This window comes from Candidatus Thiodiazotropha sp. AKAK3 (genome assembly GCF_058244645.1).
Genome location: NZ_JBSYOQ010000023.1, coordinates 12818 through 31459 on the forward strand (window position 1 = coordinate 12818; position 18642 = coordinate 31459).

Genomic DNA, 18642 nt, shown 5'->3' on the forward strand with positions numbered 1-18642 from the left:
CTCCGACCCCGGGGTACGGCGTGTTACAAGCCTCTAAGCTCATCCATCGGCCATCTCGGAGTGACTGAAAAGCTCAAATCAGCACGCTCTCCCGCCATCAAACGCTGGCACCCGGCGTAGGCGATCATCGCCCCATTGTCGGTACAAAACCTTGGTCTGGGATAGTATGCAGCACCGCCTTCCTTCTCCATCATCTCCCCAATACGCGCTCGCAAGCGCTGATTGGCGCTCACTCCACCGGCCATGATCAGGCGTGTGATTCCGCTTTGACGTACTGCGCGACGACATTTGATTAGCAAGGTATCCACCACCGCCTCTTCAAAAGCACGGGCGATATCTGCACGGGTCTGATCTGAAAGTGAGCCACCCTCCTCTTTAGTTGCCGTCTGCAGGGTATTCAAGGCAAAGGTCTTCAGTCCACTGAAACTGAAATCGAGACCGGGACGGTCAGTCATTGGTCGGGGAAAACGATAACGTTTCGGGTCACCCAGCTCAGCCAGTTTTGAGAGTTCAGGTCCACCTGGATAGGACAATTCCAGTAGCTTTGCTGTCTTGTCGAAAGCCTCACCAGCGGCATCATCCAGTGTATCTCCCATCAATTGGTAACGCCCTACCCCCTGCACCTCAACCAATTGGGTATGTCCTCCAGAGACTAACATGGCTATAAATGGGAACGCCGGCGGCTCAGCTTCAAGCATCGGTGCCAGCAGATGCCCCTCCATATGATGAACCCCAATCCCTGGAATCCCCCAGGACCAGGCCAGACTTCTTCCCACCGATGCCCCAACCATCAAAGCACCAACCAGACCCGGCCCGGTTGTGTAGGCCACCCCATCGAGACTCTCAGGCTCGATGCCGGCATCAGCGAAAAGCTGACGAATCAGAGGCAGTACCTTTCGCACATGGTCCCGGGAGGCCAGCTCCGGCACCACCCCCCCATACTCTGAATGAATAGCAATCTGACTATGTAGAGCTTCCGCCAGCAACCCCTGCTGATGGTCGAAAATAGCAACGCCGGTCTCGTCACAGGAGGTTTCAATACCTAAAATACGCATATAGAGTGGATTTAACCCGATTTTTTTACACAACCCCTTTGCAAACCGGGGTAGCAATGAGTAGAATTCCCGCCTTTCGATCGATCGGCGAAGCTTAAAACAAGCGAGGATACATCATAGATGCCTAACGTACACGTTAAAGAGAACGAACCTTTTGAAGTTGCTATGCGTCGTTTCAAGCGCTCATGCGAGAAGGCTGGCGTACTTGCCGAAGTCCGTCGCCGTGAGTTCTATGAAAAACCCACCTGGGAACGCAAGCGCAAAGCAGCCGCTGCTGTTAAGCGTAACCTGAAAAAGGTCTCACGTGAGAGCCGTCGTTTCGAACGTCAATACTGATCTTCTGATCAGTAGCTATCCCTCATGTTGAAAAATCGCATCCAAGATGATGTCAAGGTGGCCATGAAAGCCAAGGATAAGGCCCGTTTGGGCACCTTGCGGCTGATCACCTCTGCCATCAAACAGCGTGAGGTGGATGAGAGAATAGAACTTGACGACAGTCAGGTTCTAGCCATCCTGGACAAAATGATCAAGCAGCGCCGGGATTCGGTAGATCAATACGAATCCGCTGGACGCCAGGAGCTGGCAGACCAGGAGAAGCGTGAAATCGCCATCATCCAGGACTACCTGCCTGCCGGTCTCGACGAAGATGAGATATCCAGCATGATCGAAAGCACCATCCAGGAAGTCGGTGCAGCTGGCATGCAGGACATGGGCAAGGTCATGGGCAAGCTCAAGCCTGAGATGCAGGGGCGTGCCGATATGGGCAAAGTAAGCGCCCTGGTCAAACAGAAGCTGGCTGGTTGATAAGCAGCTGAGGCAGTCCACCGAATATTCGGTTATCCTTGCCACCACTACACAAGCGGCCATCTGACAATTATGGCAGGCAAGATCCCCGCACAGTTTATCGATCAATTGCTCAATCGCGTTGATATCGTCGATATCATCAACAGGCGCGTGCAACTTAAGAAGAGCGGCAAGGAGTTCCAGGCCTGCTGCCCCTTCCACGACGAAAAGACCCCCTCTTTCACTGTCAGTCCGACAAAACAGTTCTACCACTGCTTTGGTTGTGGCGCCCACGGCTCTGCCATCAGTTTTCTCATGGAGTATGACAATCTTGGCTTTGTGGAAGCAGTGGAAGAGCTGGCACAACACTCAGGCCTGGAAGTCCCCAGAGAGGGCAGTCACGAGCAAGGTCCGGATTTACGACCACTCTATGCACTGATGGAAAAAGTGGCCCAGTTCTACCAGCACCAGCTCAAACACCACACCAACGGGCCGACCGCCATCGAATACCTCAAATCACGGGGCATGAGTGGCCAGATTGCAGCCAGTTACGGCATCGGCTACGCCCCGCCCGGCTGGGATACCCTGGCCAGCAATCTGGGCAGCGACAACGCAACCATGGGTCAGCTCCTTAAATGCGGCCTACTCAGTGAGAGCAACAACAAACAGTACGATCGCTTCAGAGACCGGATCACCTTCCCCATCAGGGATCCCCGAGGCAGAACAATTGGCTTTGGTGGCCGGGTTCTGGGAGACGATAAGCCAAAATACCTGAACTCCCCGGAAACCCTGCTGTTTCATAAAGGCAGAGAGCTTTACGGTCTCTATGAGGCACGTCAGGCCAACCAGAAAATCACCTACCTGCTGGTTGTGGAAGGCTATATGGACGTGGTTGCACTGGCTCAACACGGCATCTATAACGCCGTTGCGACGCTGGGTACAGCCACCACCCAGGAACATCTGGAGCTGATATTCAGAAACTGTTCCGAAGTTGTCTTCTGTTTTGATGGTGACCGTGCTGGTCGCGATGCCGCCTGGAAAGCGCTCAATACCAGTTTGCCCCTGATGCGCGATGGTCGTGAAGTGAGATTCCTCTTTCTTCCTCAGGGAGAGGATCCTGATACTCAGGTACGCAAAGAGGGCAGCGACGCCTTCGCGCAGCGCATCGAACAGGCCACACCCCTATCGGAATTCCTACTGCAGCACCTCTCTGATCAAGTCCACATGGCATCAATTGATGGACGCGCCAAGCTGGCTCAATTAGCCAAGCCCCTAGTGGAAAAGTTACCCAAAGGGGTGTTCCGTCAAATGATGTATCAAAGCCTGGAAGAGCTGGTAGGGCTCAAACAGGGCCATCTGCAGGCTACCAGCCAATCAGAGCAGAGCCACCACACACCACCACCCAGTGCCACAACCGCTCCAGCCAAGCCACATGCACCCACACCAATTCGAACTGCTATTGCATTATTGCTGGATCATCCCCATGTGTATGAGGTGGCAGATCAGGTACCCACTACGTGGCAGAATTGGGATAACCCTGGAATCGAGTTATTGAAGCAACTACTTGAAATTATTCGAGTGCAACCTACGCTTAGTAAGGCAGCCTTGATAGAACGGTGGCGTGACACAAAGTACTTCACCCATCTCAATAAATTGACCCAGGCAAACTATAGATTTGACCTACCAGGGATGGATCAAGAGGCAGAATTTCGTGACGCACTTCACAGGTTGAACGAACAATATCACAAACAAGCCAGACCACATTTGGGGAATATACCCCCCAGCGAGCTGTCTGAAGAGCAGATTGAAGAGATAAAACGGCGTTTTCCAGGAAAGATACAACAGGATGATACAGAATCTTAATTTAAACCACCCTATCTGTAACTAGTGCAACTATATAAAAATGTGCTAATATGGCGAGTTCAGTCTCGGCATTCCCAACCTCGTCTGATAACAAGGTAGAAGATGAACCAGGAACAGCAGCAATCTCAATTAAAACAACTGATTGCAAAAGGTAAGGAACAAGGTTTCCTCACCTACGCGGAAGTTAACGATCACCTACCTGAAGGTATAGTTGAACCCGAACAGATCGAAGACATCATAAGGATGATCAACGATATGGGTATCACTGTCCATGAGTCTGCTCCTGACTTAGAAGACACAAACCTCAGTGACAATGCCGTTTCGGCCGATGAAGATGCGGCTGAAGCTGCAGCTGCGGCTCTTGCAAGCGTTGACAGTGAATTTGGACGTACCACCGACCCGGTGCGCATGTACATGCGTGAAATGGGTACAGTGGAGCTACTCACTCGTGAAGGTGAGCTACGCATTGCCAAGCGCATCGAAGAGGGACTGAATCAAGTCTCAGCAGCCCTGGCCACCTTCCCGACGACAGTTAATCTGCTCTGCACACAACTGGAGAAGGTAGAAGAAGGCGAAGCCAGACTGGCTGATATCACCAGTGGATTCATCGACCCCAACGAACCAGATGAGATCCCTACCCCTGTACAGCCTCAGGCATTAAAAGAGAACGCCGAGGCCAACAGTGACAATAACAGCAACGATGATGAGGACGAGGAACCGGAAAACACCGGTCCAGATCCTGAAGAGGTTGCAGCCAAAGCCAAAGAGCTGCGCAAACGTTACAACACGCTATGCACAGCCCTCAAGAAGCACGGCCGCTCCGGCGCTAAAACCCAGAAAGCAGCAGACTCGGTCTCCGAGACATTTCTTGAGTTCAAATTGGTGCCCGCAACATTCAATCTGCTGGTTTACACCCTGCGAGACATCATTGAGCGCATTCGTAATCAAGAGCGTATTGTCATGCAGCTCTGCGTGAACAAAGCTCGCATGCCACGTAAAGAGTTCATCTCCTCATTTCCAGATAATGAGACCAACCTTGATTGGATTGGCGCACAGATCAACAGCGGCAAATCCTATGCTGAGGCTCTGAAAGAGCACGAAGAGGAGATCCTGCGCGCGCAAAAGCGTCTTGTCTCCATCGAAAGCGACTGCCAGCTGAGCATCAGCGAAATCAAAGAGACCAATCGCAAAATGTCGATTGGTGAAGCGAAGGCTCGTCGAGCCAAAAAAGAGATGGTCGAAGCCAACCTGCGACTGGTTATCTCTATCGCCAAGAAGTACACAAACCGCGGCCTGCAGTTCCTCGACCTGATCCAGGAAGGCAACATCGGCTTGATGAAAGCGGTGGATAAGTTCGAATACCGTCGCGGCTACAAGTTCTCAACCTACGCCACCTGGTGGATTCGTCAGGCCATCACCCGCTCCATTGCGGATCAGGCCCGTACTATCCGTATTCCAGTGCACATGATTGAGACAATCAACAAGCTCAACCGCATTTCGCGCCAGATGATCCAGGAGATGGGTCGCGAGGCCACCCCGGAAGAGCTGGCAGAGCGTATGGAGATGCCAGAGGACAAGATCCGCAAGGTATTGAAGATCGCCAAAGAGCCGATCTCCATGGAGACCCCAATCGGTGACGACGAAGATTCCCACCTGGGTGACTTCATTGAAGATTCCGGCGTGGTATCCCCGATCGAGTCTGCCACCGCAGAAGGACTTGGAGAAGCAACCCAAAACATGCTCGCCGGCCTTACCAGCCGCGAAGCCAAAGTGTTGCGCATGCGTTTCGGTATCGACATGAACACCGACCATACCCTCGAAGAGGTTGGCAAGCAGTTCGACGTCACCCGTGAACGTATCCGTCAGATCGAAGCCAAAGCGTTGCGCAAACTGCGCCACCCTTCCCGCTCCGACAGACTCCGCAGTTTCCTCGATAACGATTAAAAAATACGGATAGCAGTAGCAATACCACCTATACCAAAGGTGTTGCTATCTGCTAAAATCCCGCCGTTTTCGGGCCCATAGCTCAGTTGGTTAGAGCAGGGGACTCATAATCCCTTGGTCCTAGGTTCGAGTCCTAGTGGGCCCACCAAACTCGTAACGTGCGGTAAGCTTATTACGCAGGATGTTTTGCGGCATGAACCGCATCATTGATGTTTGTGAATCGCTGCATTCTGTTATTGATGCGGTTCGCGCCTCACCGCATCCTACGTCCTATTCAAAAACAAATGCCAGATGCCAACCAATGTGAATCCTGTTGTGGTATGAGGCAGACCCCCCCATTACTCGACACCTGCCCACTAAAATGTCAGCCAACCCGTTTGACACAGAGTGGAACGCTATTTCGAGGAGCTAATGCTTGCGCTTTCCTCCAACGGCACTCTCCTCAGTGATAGACAGGATCTCCCAAGTTCCGCACAAAAGACATCTGCACATGCACCAAGCCTATGACTCGGGGTCTTGCAGATCGCTATTCCTTACCAAGTAGCAGGCTTTCACCGCTAATCTTTTGCCGATCTACCTCGGCGCTCTGACTGTCCTCATAGCTTTGGTTGGTTTTCATGAATAGCCTGCCTCCTTCTGCTGCGCCTTCGGTAACAATTACTCGTGGCACTCAGGCACCACCGTTTCGTCATCGGTGCCCCAGGTGCTCAGCCAGGTGCGAACTTCCTCGCCGGTCAGGTGGCGGCCCGTTTCCTTGTAGGCCGCCCAGGAGGCCAAGGCTTCTTGCTTGAAGCTCTCGCGTGCTTCCTCGCGCTCGACGTACTGAGCAATAGCCTCGCGCATGATCCAGTGCGAAGAGCGTCGACGTGCTTCCGCCAGGCGCTGAACACGCCCTTTCAACTCGTCATCAAGCTTGATGGATGTTGCTTTAGCCATACTACGACCTCTATAGTCAAAGGTAATACCTCTTACTACTATAGCTATCACCTTCTCCGCCGTCCATTCCCACGGTCGTCCTTAATGGGCGCGCGTAAAAGCCGGACCTGGTACAGCAGCGGTACATCCGTTAGTTTTGCCCATCTACGCCAAATTACGCTAAGTTACTGTATATAAGGTTCTTTCAGTTTCGCTAGATTAGGGTAACTTTCTCGTACTTAACAATAACTTATTGTTCTTTAGGTAAAATCAGAATCCCTTGACCCTGGGTTCGAGTCCTAGTGAGCCCACCAAGTAATATATGTTTAGATTAGTTTCACTCACCCCACTCTATTATCAATGAGCTAATGACTCATGGAACCGATTCTATTTCTGCTAAGTGATCTAATTCCGATTAACCCTTCGTATGAGCTCAACCGTCTCGCCTACCTGAGCTGAGTTGAGCTGACATCCGCAGCCATCACGCTAAAGCCGATGATTGGCACCCCAGTCCAAGTACCAACTCGTAACGTACGGTAAGATTATTACGAAGGATGTGGTGAGGCATGAACCGCATCATTGATGTTTGTGAATCGCTGCATTCTGTTATTGATGCGGTTCGTGCCTCACCGCATCCTACGTCCTATTTTATATACGAACTTTTTTTAGTTAAATTGAGTGCCTAAACTCTTCCTATCAAAGTAAGCGCCTAGTTATACAAACCACGACAGATTAAATCTGTGTTTATTTATAATATTTAAATCTCTGCACTTAAATCTATTTATACAAATTGTAGTTTACAAGCGTTGCCGTTGTTCTGATCTACAAATACGAATAAAGGCTTAACATATGTCAAATCTAACGCTCATAATAGGGAATAAAAACTATTCATCCTGGTCACTCAGGCCCTGGATTTTGTTGAAGCATCATCATATAGACTTCCAAGAGAAAAAGGTTCCGCTCTTCTCACAAACAACAGACGAAGAATTATCTGATTACAATTCAGACTACAAAGTTCCGATATTGAAAGACAATGAGTTGGTCATATGGGACTCTTTATCCATTCTCGAATATATATCAGAGCAGTATCTTGAAAACCATGGATGGCCAGTCGATCCCCATGAGCGCTCTATAGCCATTCGGTTTTATGGTTATAGTATTCCTCTTCCAGCCATTGAAGAGAGATATATGAAGAGTGTATTGAATCATCCGAGCATCATTGAATGGATTGATGCATCGAAGCGAGAAACTGAAGTTATTCAATCTGTTGAGATTGATACACAGTAATGAATACGACATAGATTAATTTACAGAAGATATCGAAAAGTGGCGTCTCAGACACTATGATGTCAGCTGGTTCATGCGAAACCTCAATGTAAGAATCGCAAGAGAGGCCAATGACGAGGATAACTGTATAGGGACTTGGGAGGGCCGGTTCAAAAGCCAGGCACTACTTGACGAAGTAGTGCCAAATGATGATTATCCTCGTATCACCTTCGTCACGCCTAGCCTTATCTCGCCACTGGTTGAGAGTGGATCTAACCTGGAATGCCTGGTTAATACTCCTCTTAAGAATCTTCACGCAGTCTATAGCGCGCGAAACCAACCAGGACTAGAGACAGTGCAGCCAATCCCCAAAAACTGATAGTTGGTATCGGCCGGGAAACGGGCGCTAGGTTACTCTCAAATATAATCGTTTGAGCGTTACCGTTGGAAGCATTGAGATTATCGAACACCTCTACTTCTAGACTGATATCCACTCCTGGGATCACTGGTAGGTTAAAATTGCTTGCTTGTCCAGCAATGACTGCACCACTGAGGATAAATGAATCTTCAGCTGCGATTGGGTTAAGGCCATCATCTTGCAGTATAAATTCAATTTGCGTAGACCCTGGATTGGGTACTGGTACTTGAAACACTGCAAAATTCAAGTTGCCTGTACCCGCTCCTCCCGCCCATTGTTCTAAGGAATAGGCAACATCAGCAAATGTGGCACCACCGGTTAGGGTTAATACAATCCGACCGCCCACAGCAAAAGCAGGATCACCTGCACCTAGGGCAACCATAATAGAATCTCCTGCGATATCTTCGGTTGCTTGAAGGTCGATATTTTCGAGGGGCTCAGCCATTGGATTCCAAGGTGGAGTTGGTCCAATTTGACCAACGCTTGCAAATTCTATTGCTTGAGCTTGGCAGAAAAAACATGAAAGCACCAAAAACATTACAGTGTTCATTAATTTCATTATGTAATATCCCTTTTTTACTTTTAAATATATTGTATGCGGACCACTTCTAATAACCAGAATGACTTATACCTTGCGAGAATAGCATAGTCTTCTTTAGTTCTTTCACTAATTCTGCAATTAATAAAATATCCAATCTAAGATAACGGTGTTCACCTCTTTTTCACTTAATTGTTTAAATGATTTGTATGACTATCTATCAAATGTTGCATGAGTTTTGTCAGCTCATAAAAGTGGATTGATTTCTGTAGGCAAGCAGTAATTCGGGGACGTGGGGGGAAAGTTCACTCTATCTCAGATTGTTCTATAAAACAGGCATTGAATTCATGCTGTACCTACGGGGCTTTACGACCTGTCCAGACTCTGCGTTGCGCTTTTTCGACAGGCAATAAGCATTACTTCAAAAGCACGCCTTGATTTGGAACAAACATATGAGTGCAGCAGTCAGTAAACCACATACAAACAACACCCAAAGAGAGACTGAGAATTTATTAATTATTTGAGTTTTAAATGTTGGATGTCCCAGATTACGCCAATTTGGTAGCCTGGATGTAGTGCAACGGAATCCGGGGAGAATGGTGCGATGATCTTCCCGGATTCCGTTGCACTTCATCCAGGCTACTATGACGATAGTGTCATGCTGAATAGGTCGTGATTGTCTCTTTTTCAGTTTTACAGTTGCCGTCTCTTTCCACTGACGTTGCTGCACATTGGTCAGATCTATATCACCTGGATCGGGCACTCATATCGAATGAAACTCCAGCTTATCAAGTGACAAGCTGGAGGGTGCCATACTTTTCAGAAGATGATTTTTACCCTTTAACTATCTCAACGACCAAGGATCTCATCCAAATCCGCTTGGCTTAACAGTTGGGGTGCATATGCCCCTTCGCCAATCACTGCTTCGATTGCCCTGACATATCCCCTTAAATGATTGGCTGAACCTCTGAGGAGGGATTCATAGAGATTCTCTACATCAGGCTGATCTGTATAGACCAATCCACATTCCGCATCTGAATCGATGCCATTATCCTGCTCCAGGATAACATCAGGACAATGTTGTATGTCGAGCATATCCAACTCTTCAATTAAGGCGCCAACATAGAGTGCGTTCAACTCACTGCTCGACGCCTGAGAGATAAGTGCATCATACTTGTCAGTGAAATACTCTCCGTAAGACTCTCCGGTGAATATTCCCAGATTATCATTGGTGTTCGGGTCTTCCACACCATAGGCATCCAAGGTTTGCCTGACTCTGTCTGTATGAACCTGCTCTGAATCATCAATTCGACCAAAGACTACTGAATTAGGGTACATCATTCCCAACATTGTATAGACGTCTCTTGCAAGCTTCTCCTCCTCCCGCATGAATATCAGGTGGGTCGCCTCATTGAAATCAAGATTTGCAGTCTGCTGTTGCATCCCTGCACCCCCTCCTCTACCCCTGAAAGATTGGCCGCCACCGGCGACTGAAAGTTGAGATTGAAAGAGTATAAACAGGAGGATTATTAGTAGTGGTTTTTTGTATGTTTGGTTGGTCATTATGTTACTCCATTATCGATTTAGCGAGTGTTTCGCATTGGTGTTGAGGTTCCCCCTCTGATGTGGAATATCATAACGAACAGTGAAATAGTTACTGTATCAAGGTGTTGCTTGATTGATCAGTGATGAAACAGTTTGAAACATTTAGGACGTGGATATGTTGGGTTGAGTTAAAGATGGCCAGCCCGAATCAATCCGTAAGCCACAATCTAGCGATGGTACCGCCATCCTCACCATCATCCAGCTCTAATCTCCAGCCATTCATACGACAAAGCTGGTCTACGATTGCCAGCCCCAGGCCACTACCCCCTGAAGTGGGGCTACGGGACTCATCCAACCTTTTGAAAGGTTGGAGAATGGTCTCACGTTGATCAACTGGGATTCCTGGCCCTTGATCGATAACCGAAATAGCAACAGCACCTTCGACATTCTGGCAACTCACCTTGACCGGTTTTCCCCCACCATATCGAATCGCGTTATCGATCAGATTGTGCAATACCCTCCGAAAAGCAACAATCGGCAGATCATGGTAGATTTCAGAAAGCCCCTGAAATTCGACCTGATAGCTCTGCTGTTGATACTCTTGCACAACCTCTACGACCTGTTGGCAAACCTCCGCCTGTTTGGCAACCTCATCAGATATGCCTTTGGATAGTTGCAGGGTTGCTGAAATGATGCCGTTCATCTCATCAAGATCTTCACGTAAACCTTTCAGTTGATCCTCATCGAGTTTATCAGCGGCAAGCTCCAACCCCAGTTGCATGCGTGCAATAGGAGTTCTTAAGTCATGGGAAATCCCCGCCAACATCACAGTCCGGTTGTCCATCAACACCTGTAACTGCTGCTCCATATGGTTAAAGTTACGCGTCAAATCTCTAAGTTCTTTGGCCCCCTTTTCCTGTAAAGGTTTACCCTGACGCCCCTCACCTATACGTGTCGAGGCCTGCGCCAATGCTGCCAGGGGTCTGGTTATTCGACGAACGATTAACAGTGAAGTCACCGTTGCGATCAGAGTTCCAGCCACAACCATAAGGATCAAGGTCAAGGGTATTCGCATCATGAAACGGGTTGAGTCAAAGCCAATTAGTAAATTGCGACCTCCCATAGGGATTTCAACCCACCGCCAGTTCGGCATTTCAGGATCGATAAACATGGCATGCTGTTTATCTGTTCGCCCTTTGAGCGCCTCAAGAAACCCCTCAAGATAGAAAGCCTGCGGCGCTTCAATCATAGGCTCGCCTCGTGACAATCCAATAGTGATGTCATGGTGCTCTCGCATTTCACGTTCAAAATCTGGTCGTGTGCCAGGTGGCAGCTCTACCCAGATTTGAGCAGCGAGCACGGCCATCGCTGAGAGATCGCTTGCGGCTCTCTGTTTCAATGGCAGGGTAACGAAATAGACAACCAAGCCTAATGAAAACAGTGAAAAAAGCAGGAAAGCCAATGTAAAGGCCGTAGCGGTACGACCAAATAGTGTTTCGCTGTGAAAGAGCTTTCTCACAAAGCCACATCGTCCCCTTGAGGGGTAAAGATGTAACCACGCCCCCAAACTGTACGGATAAATGCTGGCTGGTCTGGATTATCCTCAAGCTTTTTACGAAGACGGGTAACCCGGACATCGATGCTGCGATCAAAGGGTGATCGTTCATAACCTTTGATCAACTCAATTAAGTGGTCCCGGCTCAACATCCGATTGGGATGTTGAACAAAGACTTCGAGCAGTGAAAACTCACCTGATGTCAGTTTGATATGTTGTCCATTGCGGGAGAGGTTACTGGTGGTCAGATTAAGCAGATAATCGCCAAATTGATAAGTTCTGGATTGCGGGTCGCCACCATTGGACTGATGATTCAGCTCTTGAGTACGACGCAATATCGCTTTAATTCGAGCAGATAGTTCTCTTGGATTGAAAGGCTTGGAGAGATAGTCATCTGCACCCACCTCTAAACCGATAATGCGGTCTATATCCTCACCTCTGGCAGAGAGCATCAATATAGGCACGCTGCCGTTGGCACGCAGTCGACGGGCTATCGAGAGTCCATCCTCCCCTGGCATCATCAAATCGAGGACAATGAGAGAAACTGTGTGATTAGCAAGATAATTGTCCATTGCCTTGCCACTTCCAACACCATCCACCTGGAAGCCCTCTCGGCTAAGAAACTTTATAACAAGATCAAGTAGTTTCGGGTCATCATCTACGACCAATATCTTTTGCGATTCCATATCGTCACTATAAGCTCATTTTTACTTTCGCTCCCCTAACAGAGAGCTTCACATTAAACCTGAAATACTCAAATCAGTACGAGACACTACACAAGCTACAGTAGATATCAATTAAAGTGAAACAACTTGAAACATACTGCCTGACAGCAGAAATCTAATAGAAATAGTCTGGTTCTAAGCTGAAAGTGAGTCAAGGGAGAAACACAAACAGGAGAATCACGATGAAAACTTCACAAACAGTATTACACCTTTCAGTTATGCTTGCTATGACCCTCTCTGCAGTAAACGGGGTAGTTTATGCCAGCGATGATTTGCCAGATTTAAACGGAGCTGAGGCGACACAACAGCACCGGTTCGAAAACCCTGACAAAAACACTCAGTTACGTCATAGAGTTGGGGAACGAGATATTGAGCAGGCCCAGCGCAATCGTCTGCAACTTGGAGACGAATCGCAATCTGATGAGACAGCGGCCGGCCAACCAGAAAATGGCGACCAGGAGAGTGTTGTGACACCTTCCCATGACAGGGACCGGATCAGGGATCGCGATAACATTCACAAAGATGACGCCACATTTGAGCAGACCCAAAAGCGGCAAAGAGTGAACCAATCCACCCAGCAACTGACTGAAAATGAGGAGGCATTCGATGTTAGATTTAATTCAAACGATCGCGCTTCTGGACAGGGCTTCAATACAAGTGGTTCAATAGTTCGCAGTAAGAACAATAGCAGCTCCGGAAATGGTAGTGCCACCATGGGTGGTAGTACCCAAGTCATTAAAGGGGGTGCTGGACATGGCTCAGGTGGCGGCAATGGAAGACGCTAAGGCCACTGATACACAACGGTAATAAACATGTTGAGTCAGACATTCAAAGCTTTTCTGATCTCTGTGCTACTCCTCTCTGCCGGTCGCCTATGGGCGGACGACAGTGGGGTCGGCAGTCAGATTGAAGATGATCAGGAGTCTGAAACCTCAGCACTGGACAGCTGGCAGGAGGGGTGGCAGGAGGACGAGAAGGGAGACGGATGGACCTGGTTTGGCATGGGCTACGAATCTCGTCGCGGATCTTCTGCAAATCATAGCGCTACCTCTCCTGGCGGCACAAATAAAGGTTCTGGGGGTAATGGTGGACCCAAAGGTGGCGGCGGTAGAGGCCGCTAATCTAGTGTGGTGCGTCATATAATATCATGGCGCCAATCTGGCACGCACAGTGAAGAAAATAACGCCCCGTTTATAATCATAGCTCTCAGACACACCATAGACACGATTCGTATCATTGGAGTCATTATCAATATAGCTGTAGCTACTTGAAAACATAACCAAGGGATTGAGATAGTATTTCAATCCAATACCCAATGACTGACTCACGTCTTCCCTACCCACATCCTGAAAGTCTGCAACACCACGATTGACATTGACGTATCCCAGAATATCCTTGCCGAGTTTCTGGTCAATCTGCAGATCGACATAAGTATATAGATAGCTTGAGGCGCCAACCTCAGTTGTTTCATTCTGTGTGCGCTCTACTTTTGCGGTAATCTTTGTCTTATTTGAGGGGTACCATCTAAGATCTAATCCATAAATCAAAAGATTGACACTATCAAAACGGGAATCATCATATTCCTGGTTTATCTGCCCCAGATAAGCGTCTAATTTATTGCCTTTACCATATCGGCGGGACGCACCAATTATCAGGTTACTACCCTTCGAATCCCTGTTATATCCAAACTGGTCCTGACGATCCCCATAATCTCTACGATTCAAAATTGCCTGAGTATAGATTTCACTCCGACTCGATAAGCCATAGCTCAAACGAGCCCCAAACCCTGATTCTGTACGATCACGATCGTCGTTATAGAGACTACCAACATTATCGTAGTCCAGTTGCTTATAGGTTAGACCGGCTTTAATGGAGGTCAGGTCGAATTTCTGATTAACACCAGCTTGAGCATCAATGAGATCATAGGTGGTAGGTTCATCAATTTGCAGACTGCCCCCCTCCTTGGAACCCCGGTTCTCATGATTGTGATTGTAACTGGCAGAGCTATAGAGTTGACGATCTGTACTGATCTCAAACTCAGCATTTCCATTCAGCCAATAGTCATCGTAGTCTTCAGATCCGTTGTCGGTGAAACGACCAAAATCAGCACCGCCATCTAATTCCAGGCTATGAGATTCCCATAGGGAGTCAACGCCCAGCCTTGGAGAGATCAAAGCAACCCAATCTGCCTCCTTGAGCCGTTTAGTCGCATAGATGTTGTTATCGTAGTAGACGGTCGCTTCAACCTCAGGAAGTATACGAAAATCATCAGTATAGAATCCCGGTTTTTTACGTGAATCCTGAGCAGGGGAACCAGCTGCACAGATAGCGGAGTTAATTTGTACAACTGCAGTCAGTGTTAGTAAACCCAGCTGAAGAAAAGTGGCAGTCACTGGTTTCATTGTCCTCATACCCCACGACTATTCCTGTAATCCTTTCAAAAAGTATACATCCATGTAACTGCTATGTATTGGTTTGTGAAACAGCTTGTAACAGATCTACATAAATATGTAGGGTTTAGCCTCTCTTTCCCGAAGACACCCCCTTCAAAAATCAATATATTCTAAGCGTACTTCTCTGAGATGATCACCATACTCCTGGTTCTGGATAAAAAAACAGTCTCAGCAGGGCCGATTCGATTAGTGTTAACAGGCCCTAGCGCATTGAACGTTCTTTCTGTTCTATACGTTTCAGAAACTTTTCAAAACTTTCTGTTTCGTCTAGCATCGTGCAGTGATTTAGTGACCCTCTCTCGGTGCCGATCGCTGCCAGTAATCTGTCCCTCACCCGCTCTGCCTGCTCCTGTCCTGTCTTTGGCATCAACAGGATAAAGGTTGAATTGTTCCAGCGGCACAGGTGGTCTTCTGAACGCAGATGCATCAGAGTAATGCGAGATATGTGGAAAATCTGAGCAATTGAAGTTACCTTGCCATCTTCTTCCATGCCCTGTAGTTTCAGGATCAACAGCGAGAGGGGATGACTGTGGCGTCGTGCTGCACTGATCTCTTTTTCCAGCAGGAGTGTGAATACAGATCTCTTCAAGGCTCCTGTCTCATCGTCGAGAAGCATTGGATCGAGCTTAGTGATACGGGTAAAACGTGCCCCCAGTACGAGGGAGATATTTCCGAGGATTTTTGCAGCTATGCGTGGGTAAATGTGTGCGATACGTGCGAGGGCTGCACGGTCAAAACTCAACAGCGTGACCTGGCTCTGCGTGGTGACATCAGCCATGCGTGGCTGATCTGCAACGAGTGCAATCTCACCGAACATGTCACCAACCTGGATGGTATCGAGCACATTTTTTGAACCATCTTCATGCTGCTTGGAAACGACTGCATCCCCATCGAGCATAATGTAAAGGTTCCGGCCCATGTCACCCTGGCGTACTACGACCTCACCCGCCTGATGCTCGCTCATAGTACCAAGCAGTACTGCTTTACGAACCTGCAGCGCGCTCAGTCCACTGAACAGTTGGGACTCTTCAACCACCTCGCGCTTGAGCTTGAGTGACAATACATCCCACAGAGTGATGAGGCTGACGAAGCTCAATAACAGCGGAGTAAAGATAAAAGTCGCCACTACAGCGAGAAAAATGACAAATGCACTGAGCAACCCGAAATGGACGATTGGCGGGAAGTTTGATATCGCCATTACCGCGAAACCCAGTGCAAGGGCGACTGATGTGGTAAGGATGGGAATAGCTTCGTGACGAACTGTCTGGCGCAGGACATCTGCCTTGTCGCTCATGCGCTTTGCCAATTGGTTGTAGCGCATCATAAAGTGCATGGTGTCATCCACACAGATACCAAGTGCGATACTGGCTGTCATCGCAGTACCTGTATTCAGGGGAAGCCCAATCATGCCCATGGTACCAAATAGGATAAGTATCGGAAGTAGATTGGGCAGAACTGCTATCAAGCCAGCCTTGCTGCTGAAGAACAGTACCGAGGTAATCATGAAAATCACGGCAATCATCAGCAGAAGTGATTGTAACTGCGCATCGATCATATAATCAGCTGCCTTGGCAGCCAATAGAGACTCTCCTGTGAGCTTGACGTTCAATCCGGGATCGACATCAGCTGCAATGTGGGCGCGGATCTTTTCAGTCCACTGATTGAGCTCATAGGATGACGTTACCCGGTGGCGAATCGCAATACGAGCCATACTGTGATCTTCCGACAGATAGCTCTTAACCTGATTGTGTTTAATGAACAACATATACTCGCGAACCATGGCATCGTCATCTGGCAGATAGAGCTCAGCGCTGTTATCTTCTTCCATTGCCACATGCATGAACGCGAGATAGTCGACAAAGGAAAGAGTTGAATCAGCAAAACCGGACTCGACCAGGTAACGCTGTAGACGCTCTATTTCCTCAAGATAATGTATCTGTAGAAAAGTACCTTCGATGCCGGAATCGAGCACGATGGACATGGTTTCCATGCCGGCAAGTTCAGATTGAATTGTCTGCAGGCGTTGTCTTAGTTCTGAATCTTCCTCGAAATAACCAAGTGTAGTGTTGTCAGGTTTCAACATTCCTATACCTGCGGCGGAAAGTGCCACTGCAACAATAATCAGTACAACTACGGTAGGTCGATTATGACTGACTATCTGATAGGTGCGCTCAGCTAACAGGGGAAGCAGACGGCGGTGGCCACGTTTTGCATTGTTGGTGGATTTTGTGCCAAATAGTTCGAGCAGAACCGGCACCAAACCAATCGTCACAAGGTAGTTTATCAGCAGGCCGCTGGAGGCAATCAGGCCAAACTGGCTAAGTAGCTTGATATCGTTGAGGGCTATCGATAGAAAACCCAGGTAGGTAGTGAAGAAGGTCAGGGTGATGATAGTGCCCATGTTACTGGCCATGTAATTTACTGCTGCACTCTTACGATGACCAGCATCACGTAGGGTGTAGTATTCTGAGAGCAGGTGGATATCTTCTGTTGAGCCAATGGTAATCAGTAGCGCTGGTACGATCACTGTCACCACATTCAGTGGGATTTCCAGTGCAGCCATCAGACCAAGCGTCCACAATACACTGATGCCAGCGGACAGGAGCGGAATTAGCATACCGCTTACACGACGCAAAGCCAGCGCCAGGGTGATAAGCAGAACAGCCAGAGCGATTGGTAAGGTGTGTCGCAGGTCTTGGTCTATACGTAGTGCGATCTCTTTGTTGAGAAAAGGCGTACCGAGCTGAAATGCATGCTCAAGCTCTTGCTGCAGGGTGGCAAGTTGGGCATCGATACTGTTTGACACGACTTCGGCCCTGGCTTCATCGAGCCCTGTCTGTAGGTAAAAAACAGCGGCCATAGCCTTGTGGCTGGGAGCCAACAGGTTACCTGTGACAAAGGGGTTCTTCAGCGCCTGAGAGAACAGTTGAGTGACTCTTTCCTGGTCTACCGGCACTTCTGCCAGATACGGGGTAGTGGTGACATCACCATTGACGCTGCGGATATGCGGCAAATTGAATAGGCTTTCTGAACGTTGAACGTCAGGCAAAGCCTCTATGCGATCCAATACTTGGCGTACAGCCTGTAGCTTTCCGGCTGTGGCCAACTGACCATCTCCAAAGTAGGCAATAATCACGCTGTCAGAGCCAAAATTCTGCAGCGTCTGTCGATAATAATCGAGATCGACATCATCCAAGACCAGCATATCACCAGTCGAGACATTGAATGTAAGTTTGTAAAGCTGATTGGCTGCCATCAGACTAACACCAACCAGTATCAGGAGAACCAGCCAGGGCAGTTTTGCAGCCTGGATGATCAGTTGTCGCAACGAACTACCCTGTTGCTGTAATCAGGATTGAGTTTAGACAGTAATTTCATAACTTCACTTGTCCCTGGGATCTCTATCGAAAGCTAATCTAAGAGCGGGCGTATCAGGTATTGATACAACCATACCACTTCGGGAGATCGATCATTTATTTCAACAGATAGTTTATAGTTTTACTATTGTCTATGGAGTCTGAATTTGGCTTCAGAAAATCGACAAAGCCGCAATGAACCGCCTCCCAAATAAAACCACATTCT

15 protein-coding genes, 1 tRNA gene and 1 pseudogene are annotated in these 18642 nt (G+C 48.3%); 9 read left to right on the plus strand and 8 right to left on the minus strand.

The features are described 5' to 3' along the window. Positions 1-23 precede the first annotated feature (23 nt). Positions 24-1055 (minus strand): tRNA (adenosine(37)-N6)-threonylcarbamoyltransferase complex transferase subunit TsaD, encoded by a 1032-nt coding sequence (tsaD, locus tag AC4IE7_RS03505; RefSeq protein WP_490775481.1) that lies wholly within the window; start codon positions 1053-1055, stop codon positions 24-26. 120 nt (positions 1056-1175) lie between these two features. Between tsaD and rpsU the strand changes: the two genes are divergently transcribed. The 5 genes from rpsU to AC4IE7_RS03530 all read left to right on the plus strand — a co-directional run bounded on the left by rpsU (position 1176) and on the right by AC4IE7_RS03530 (position 5793). Beyond that, a complete protein-coding gene (gene rpsU / locus AC4IE7_RS03510; RefSeq protein ID WP_490775421.1) occupies positions 1176-1391 on the plus strand; it encodes a 30S ribosomal protein S21 in 216 nt (71 codons plus the stop codon). A 24-nt stretch (positions 1392-1415) separates the two neighbouring features. Next, positions 1416-1859: a GatB/YqeY domain-containing protein gene (locus AC4IE7_RS03515; protein ID WP_490775422.1), complete on the plus strand. Its 444-nt coding sequence runs from the start codon at positions 1416-1418 to the stop codon at positions 1857-1859. Between the two features lie 72 nt (positions 1860-1931). Then, a complete protein-coding gene (dnaG, locus tag AC4IE7_RS03520; RefSeq protein ID WP_490775423.1) occupies positions 1932-3701 on the plus strand; it encodes a DNA primase in 1770 nt (589 codons plus the stop codon). A 102-nt stretch (positions 3702-3803) separates the two neighbouring features. Next, positions 3804-5645 carry an RNA polymerase sigma factor RpoD gene (rpoD, locus tag AC4IE7_RS03525; RefSeq protein ID WP_490775424.1) on the plus strand — a complete coding sequence of 614 codons (1842 nt, stop codon included), beginning with the start codon at positions 3804-3806 and terminating at the stop codon, positions 5643-5645. A gap of 71 nt (positions 5646-5716) precedes the next feature. Then, positions 5717-5793 (plus strand) — tRNA-Ile (locus tag AC4IE7_RS03530). A 509-nt stretch (positions 5794-6302) separates the two neighbouring features. On the opposite strand, the gene AC4IE7_RS03535 is transcribed toward AC4IE7_RS03530, so the two are convergent. After that, entirely contained in the window at positions 6303-6581 is a 279-nt protein-coding gene (locus AC4IE7_RS03535; protein WP_490775425.1) for a CopG family ribbon-helix-helix protein, read from the minus strand. A gap of 828 nt (positions 6582-7409) precedes the next feature. Here AC4IE7_RS03535 and AC4IE7_RS03540 point away from each other — a divergent pair. Continuing rightward, positions 7410-7847 (plus strand): glutathione S-transferase N-terminal domain-containing protein, encoded by a 438-nt coding sequence (locus tag AC4IE7_RS03540; protein ID WP_490775426.1) that lies wholly within the window; start codon positions 7410-7412, stop codon positions 7845-7847. Between the two features lie 49 nt (positions 7848-7896). Next, positions 7897-8022: pseudogene (locus tag AC4IE7_RS03545) on the plus strand (alpha-amylase family glycosyl hydrolase); the annotation flags it as partial. A 106-nt stretch (positions 8023-8128) separates the two neighbouring features. On the opposite strand, the gene AC4IE7_RS03550 reads toward AC4IE7_RS03545, so the two are convergent. From AC4IE7_RS03550 to AC4IE7_RS03565, 4 genes are all read right to left on the minus strand, one after another. Further along, the gene (locus tag AC4IE7_RS03550; RefSeq protein ID WP_490775427.1) at positions 8129-8803 is read right to left on the minus strand and encodes a hypothetical protein; all 675 of its coding nucleotides are present in this window, start codon (positions 8801-8803) and stop codon (positions 8129-8131) included. Positions 8804-9631: 828 nt separating this feature from the next. Further along, positions 9632-10345, minus strand: a complete 714-nt coding sequence (locus tag AC4IE7_RS03555; protein ID WP_490775428.1) for a DUF2202 domain-containing protein — start codon at positions 10343-10345, stop codon at positions 9632-9634. Between the two features lie 190 nt (positions 10346-10535). After that, on the minus strand, positions 10536-11846 hold the full coding sequence (locus AC4IE7_RS03560) for an ATP-binding protein (RefSeq protein WP_490775429.1): 1311 nt from the start codon (positions 11844-11846) through the stop codon (positions 10536-10538). After that, on the minus strand, positions 11843-12568 hold the full coding sequence (locus tag AC4IE7_RS03565) for a response regulator (RefSeq protein WP_490775430.1): 726 nt from the start codon (positions 12566-12568) through the stop codon (positions 11843-11845). The genes AC4IE7_RS03560 and AC4IE7_RS03565 overlap by 4 nt, the downstream gene beginning before the upstream one ends. A 221-nt stretch (positions 12569-12789) precedes the next feature. On the opposite strand from AC4IE7_RS03565, the gene AC4IE7_RS03570 reads away from it, so the two are divergent. After that, positions 12790-13392 (plus strand): hypothetical protein, encoded by a 603-nt coding sequence (locus AC4IE7_RS03570; protein ID WP_490775431.1) that lies wholly within the window; start codon positions 12790-12792, stop codon positions 13390-13392. Between the two features lie 27 nt (positions 13393-13419). Further along, positions 13420-13728, plus strand: a complete 309-nt coding sequence (locus tag AC4IE7_RS03575; protein WP_490775432.1) for a hypothetical protein — start codon at positions 13420-13422, stop codon at positions 13726-13728. Positions 13729-13752: 24 nt separating this feature from the next. On the opposite strand, the gene AC4IE7_RS03580 is transcribed toward AC4IE7_RS03575, so the two are convergent. Together AC4IE7_RS03580 and AC4IE7_RS03585 are read right to left on the minus strand one after the other, a co-directional pair. Further along, entirely contained in the window at positions 13753-15018 is a 1266-nt protein-coding gene (locus tag AC4IE7_RS03580) for an outer membrane beta-barrel protein (protein WP_490775433.1), read from the minus strand. A gap of 244 nt (positions 15019-15262) precedes the next feature. Then, positions 15263-18388: an MMPL family transporter gene (locus AC4IE7_RS03585; RefSeq protein ID WP_490775434.1), complete on the minus strand. Its 3126-nt coding sequence runs from the start codon at positions 18386-18388 to the stop codon at positions 15263-15265. Positions 18389-18642: the final 254 nt, after the last annotated feature.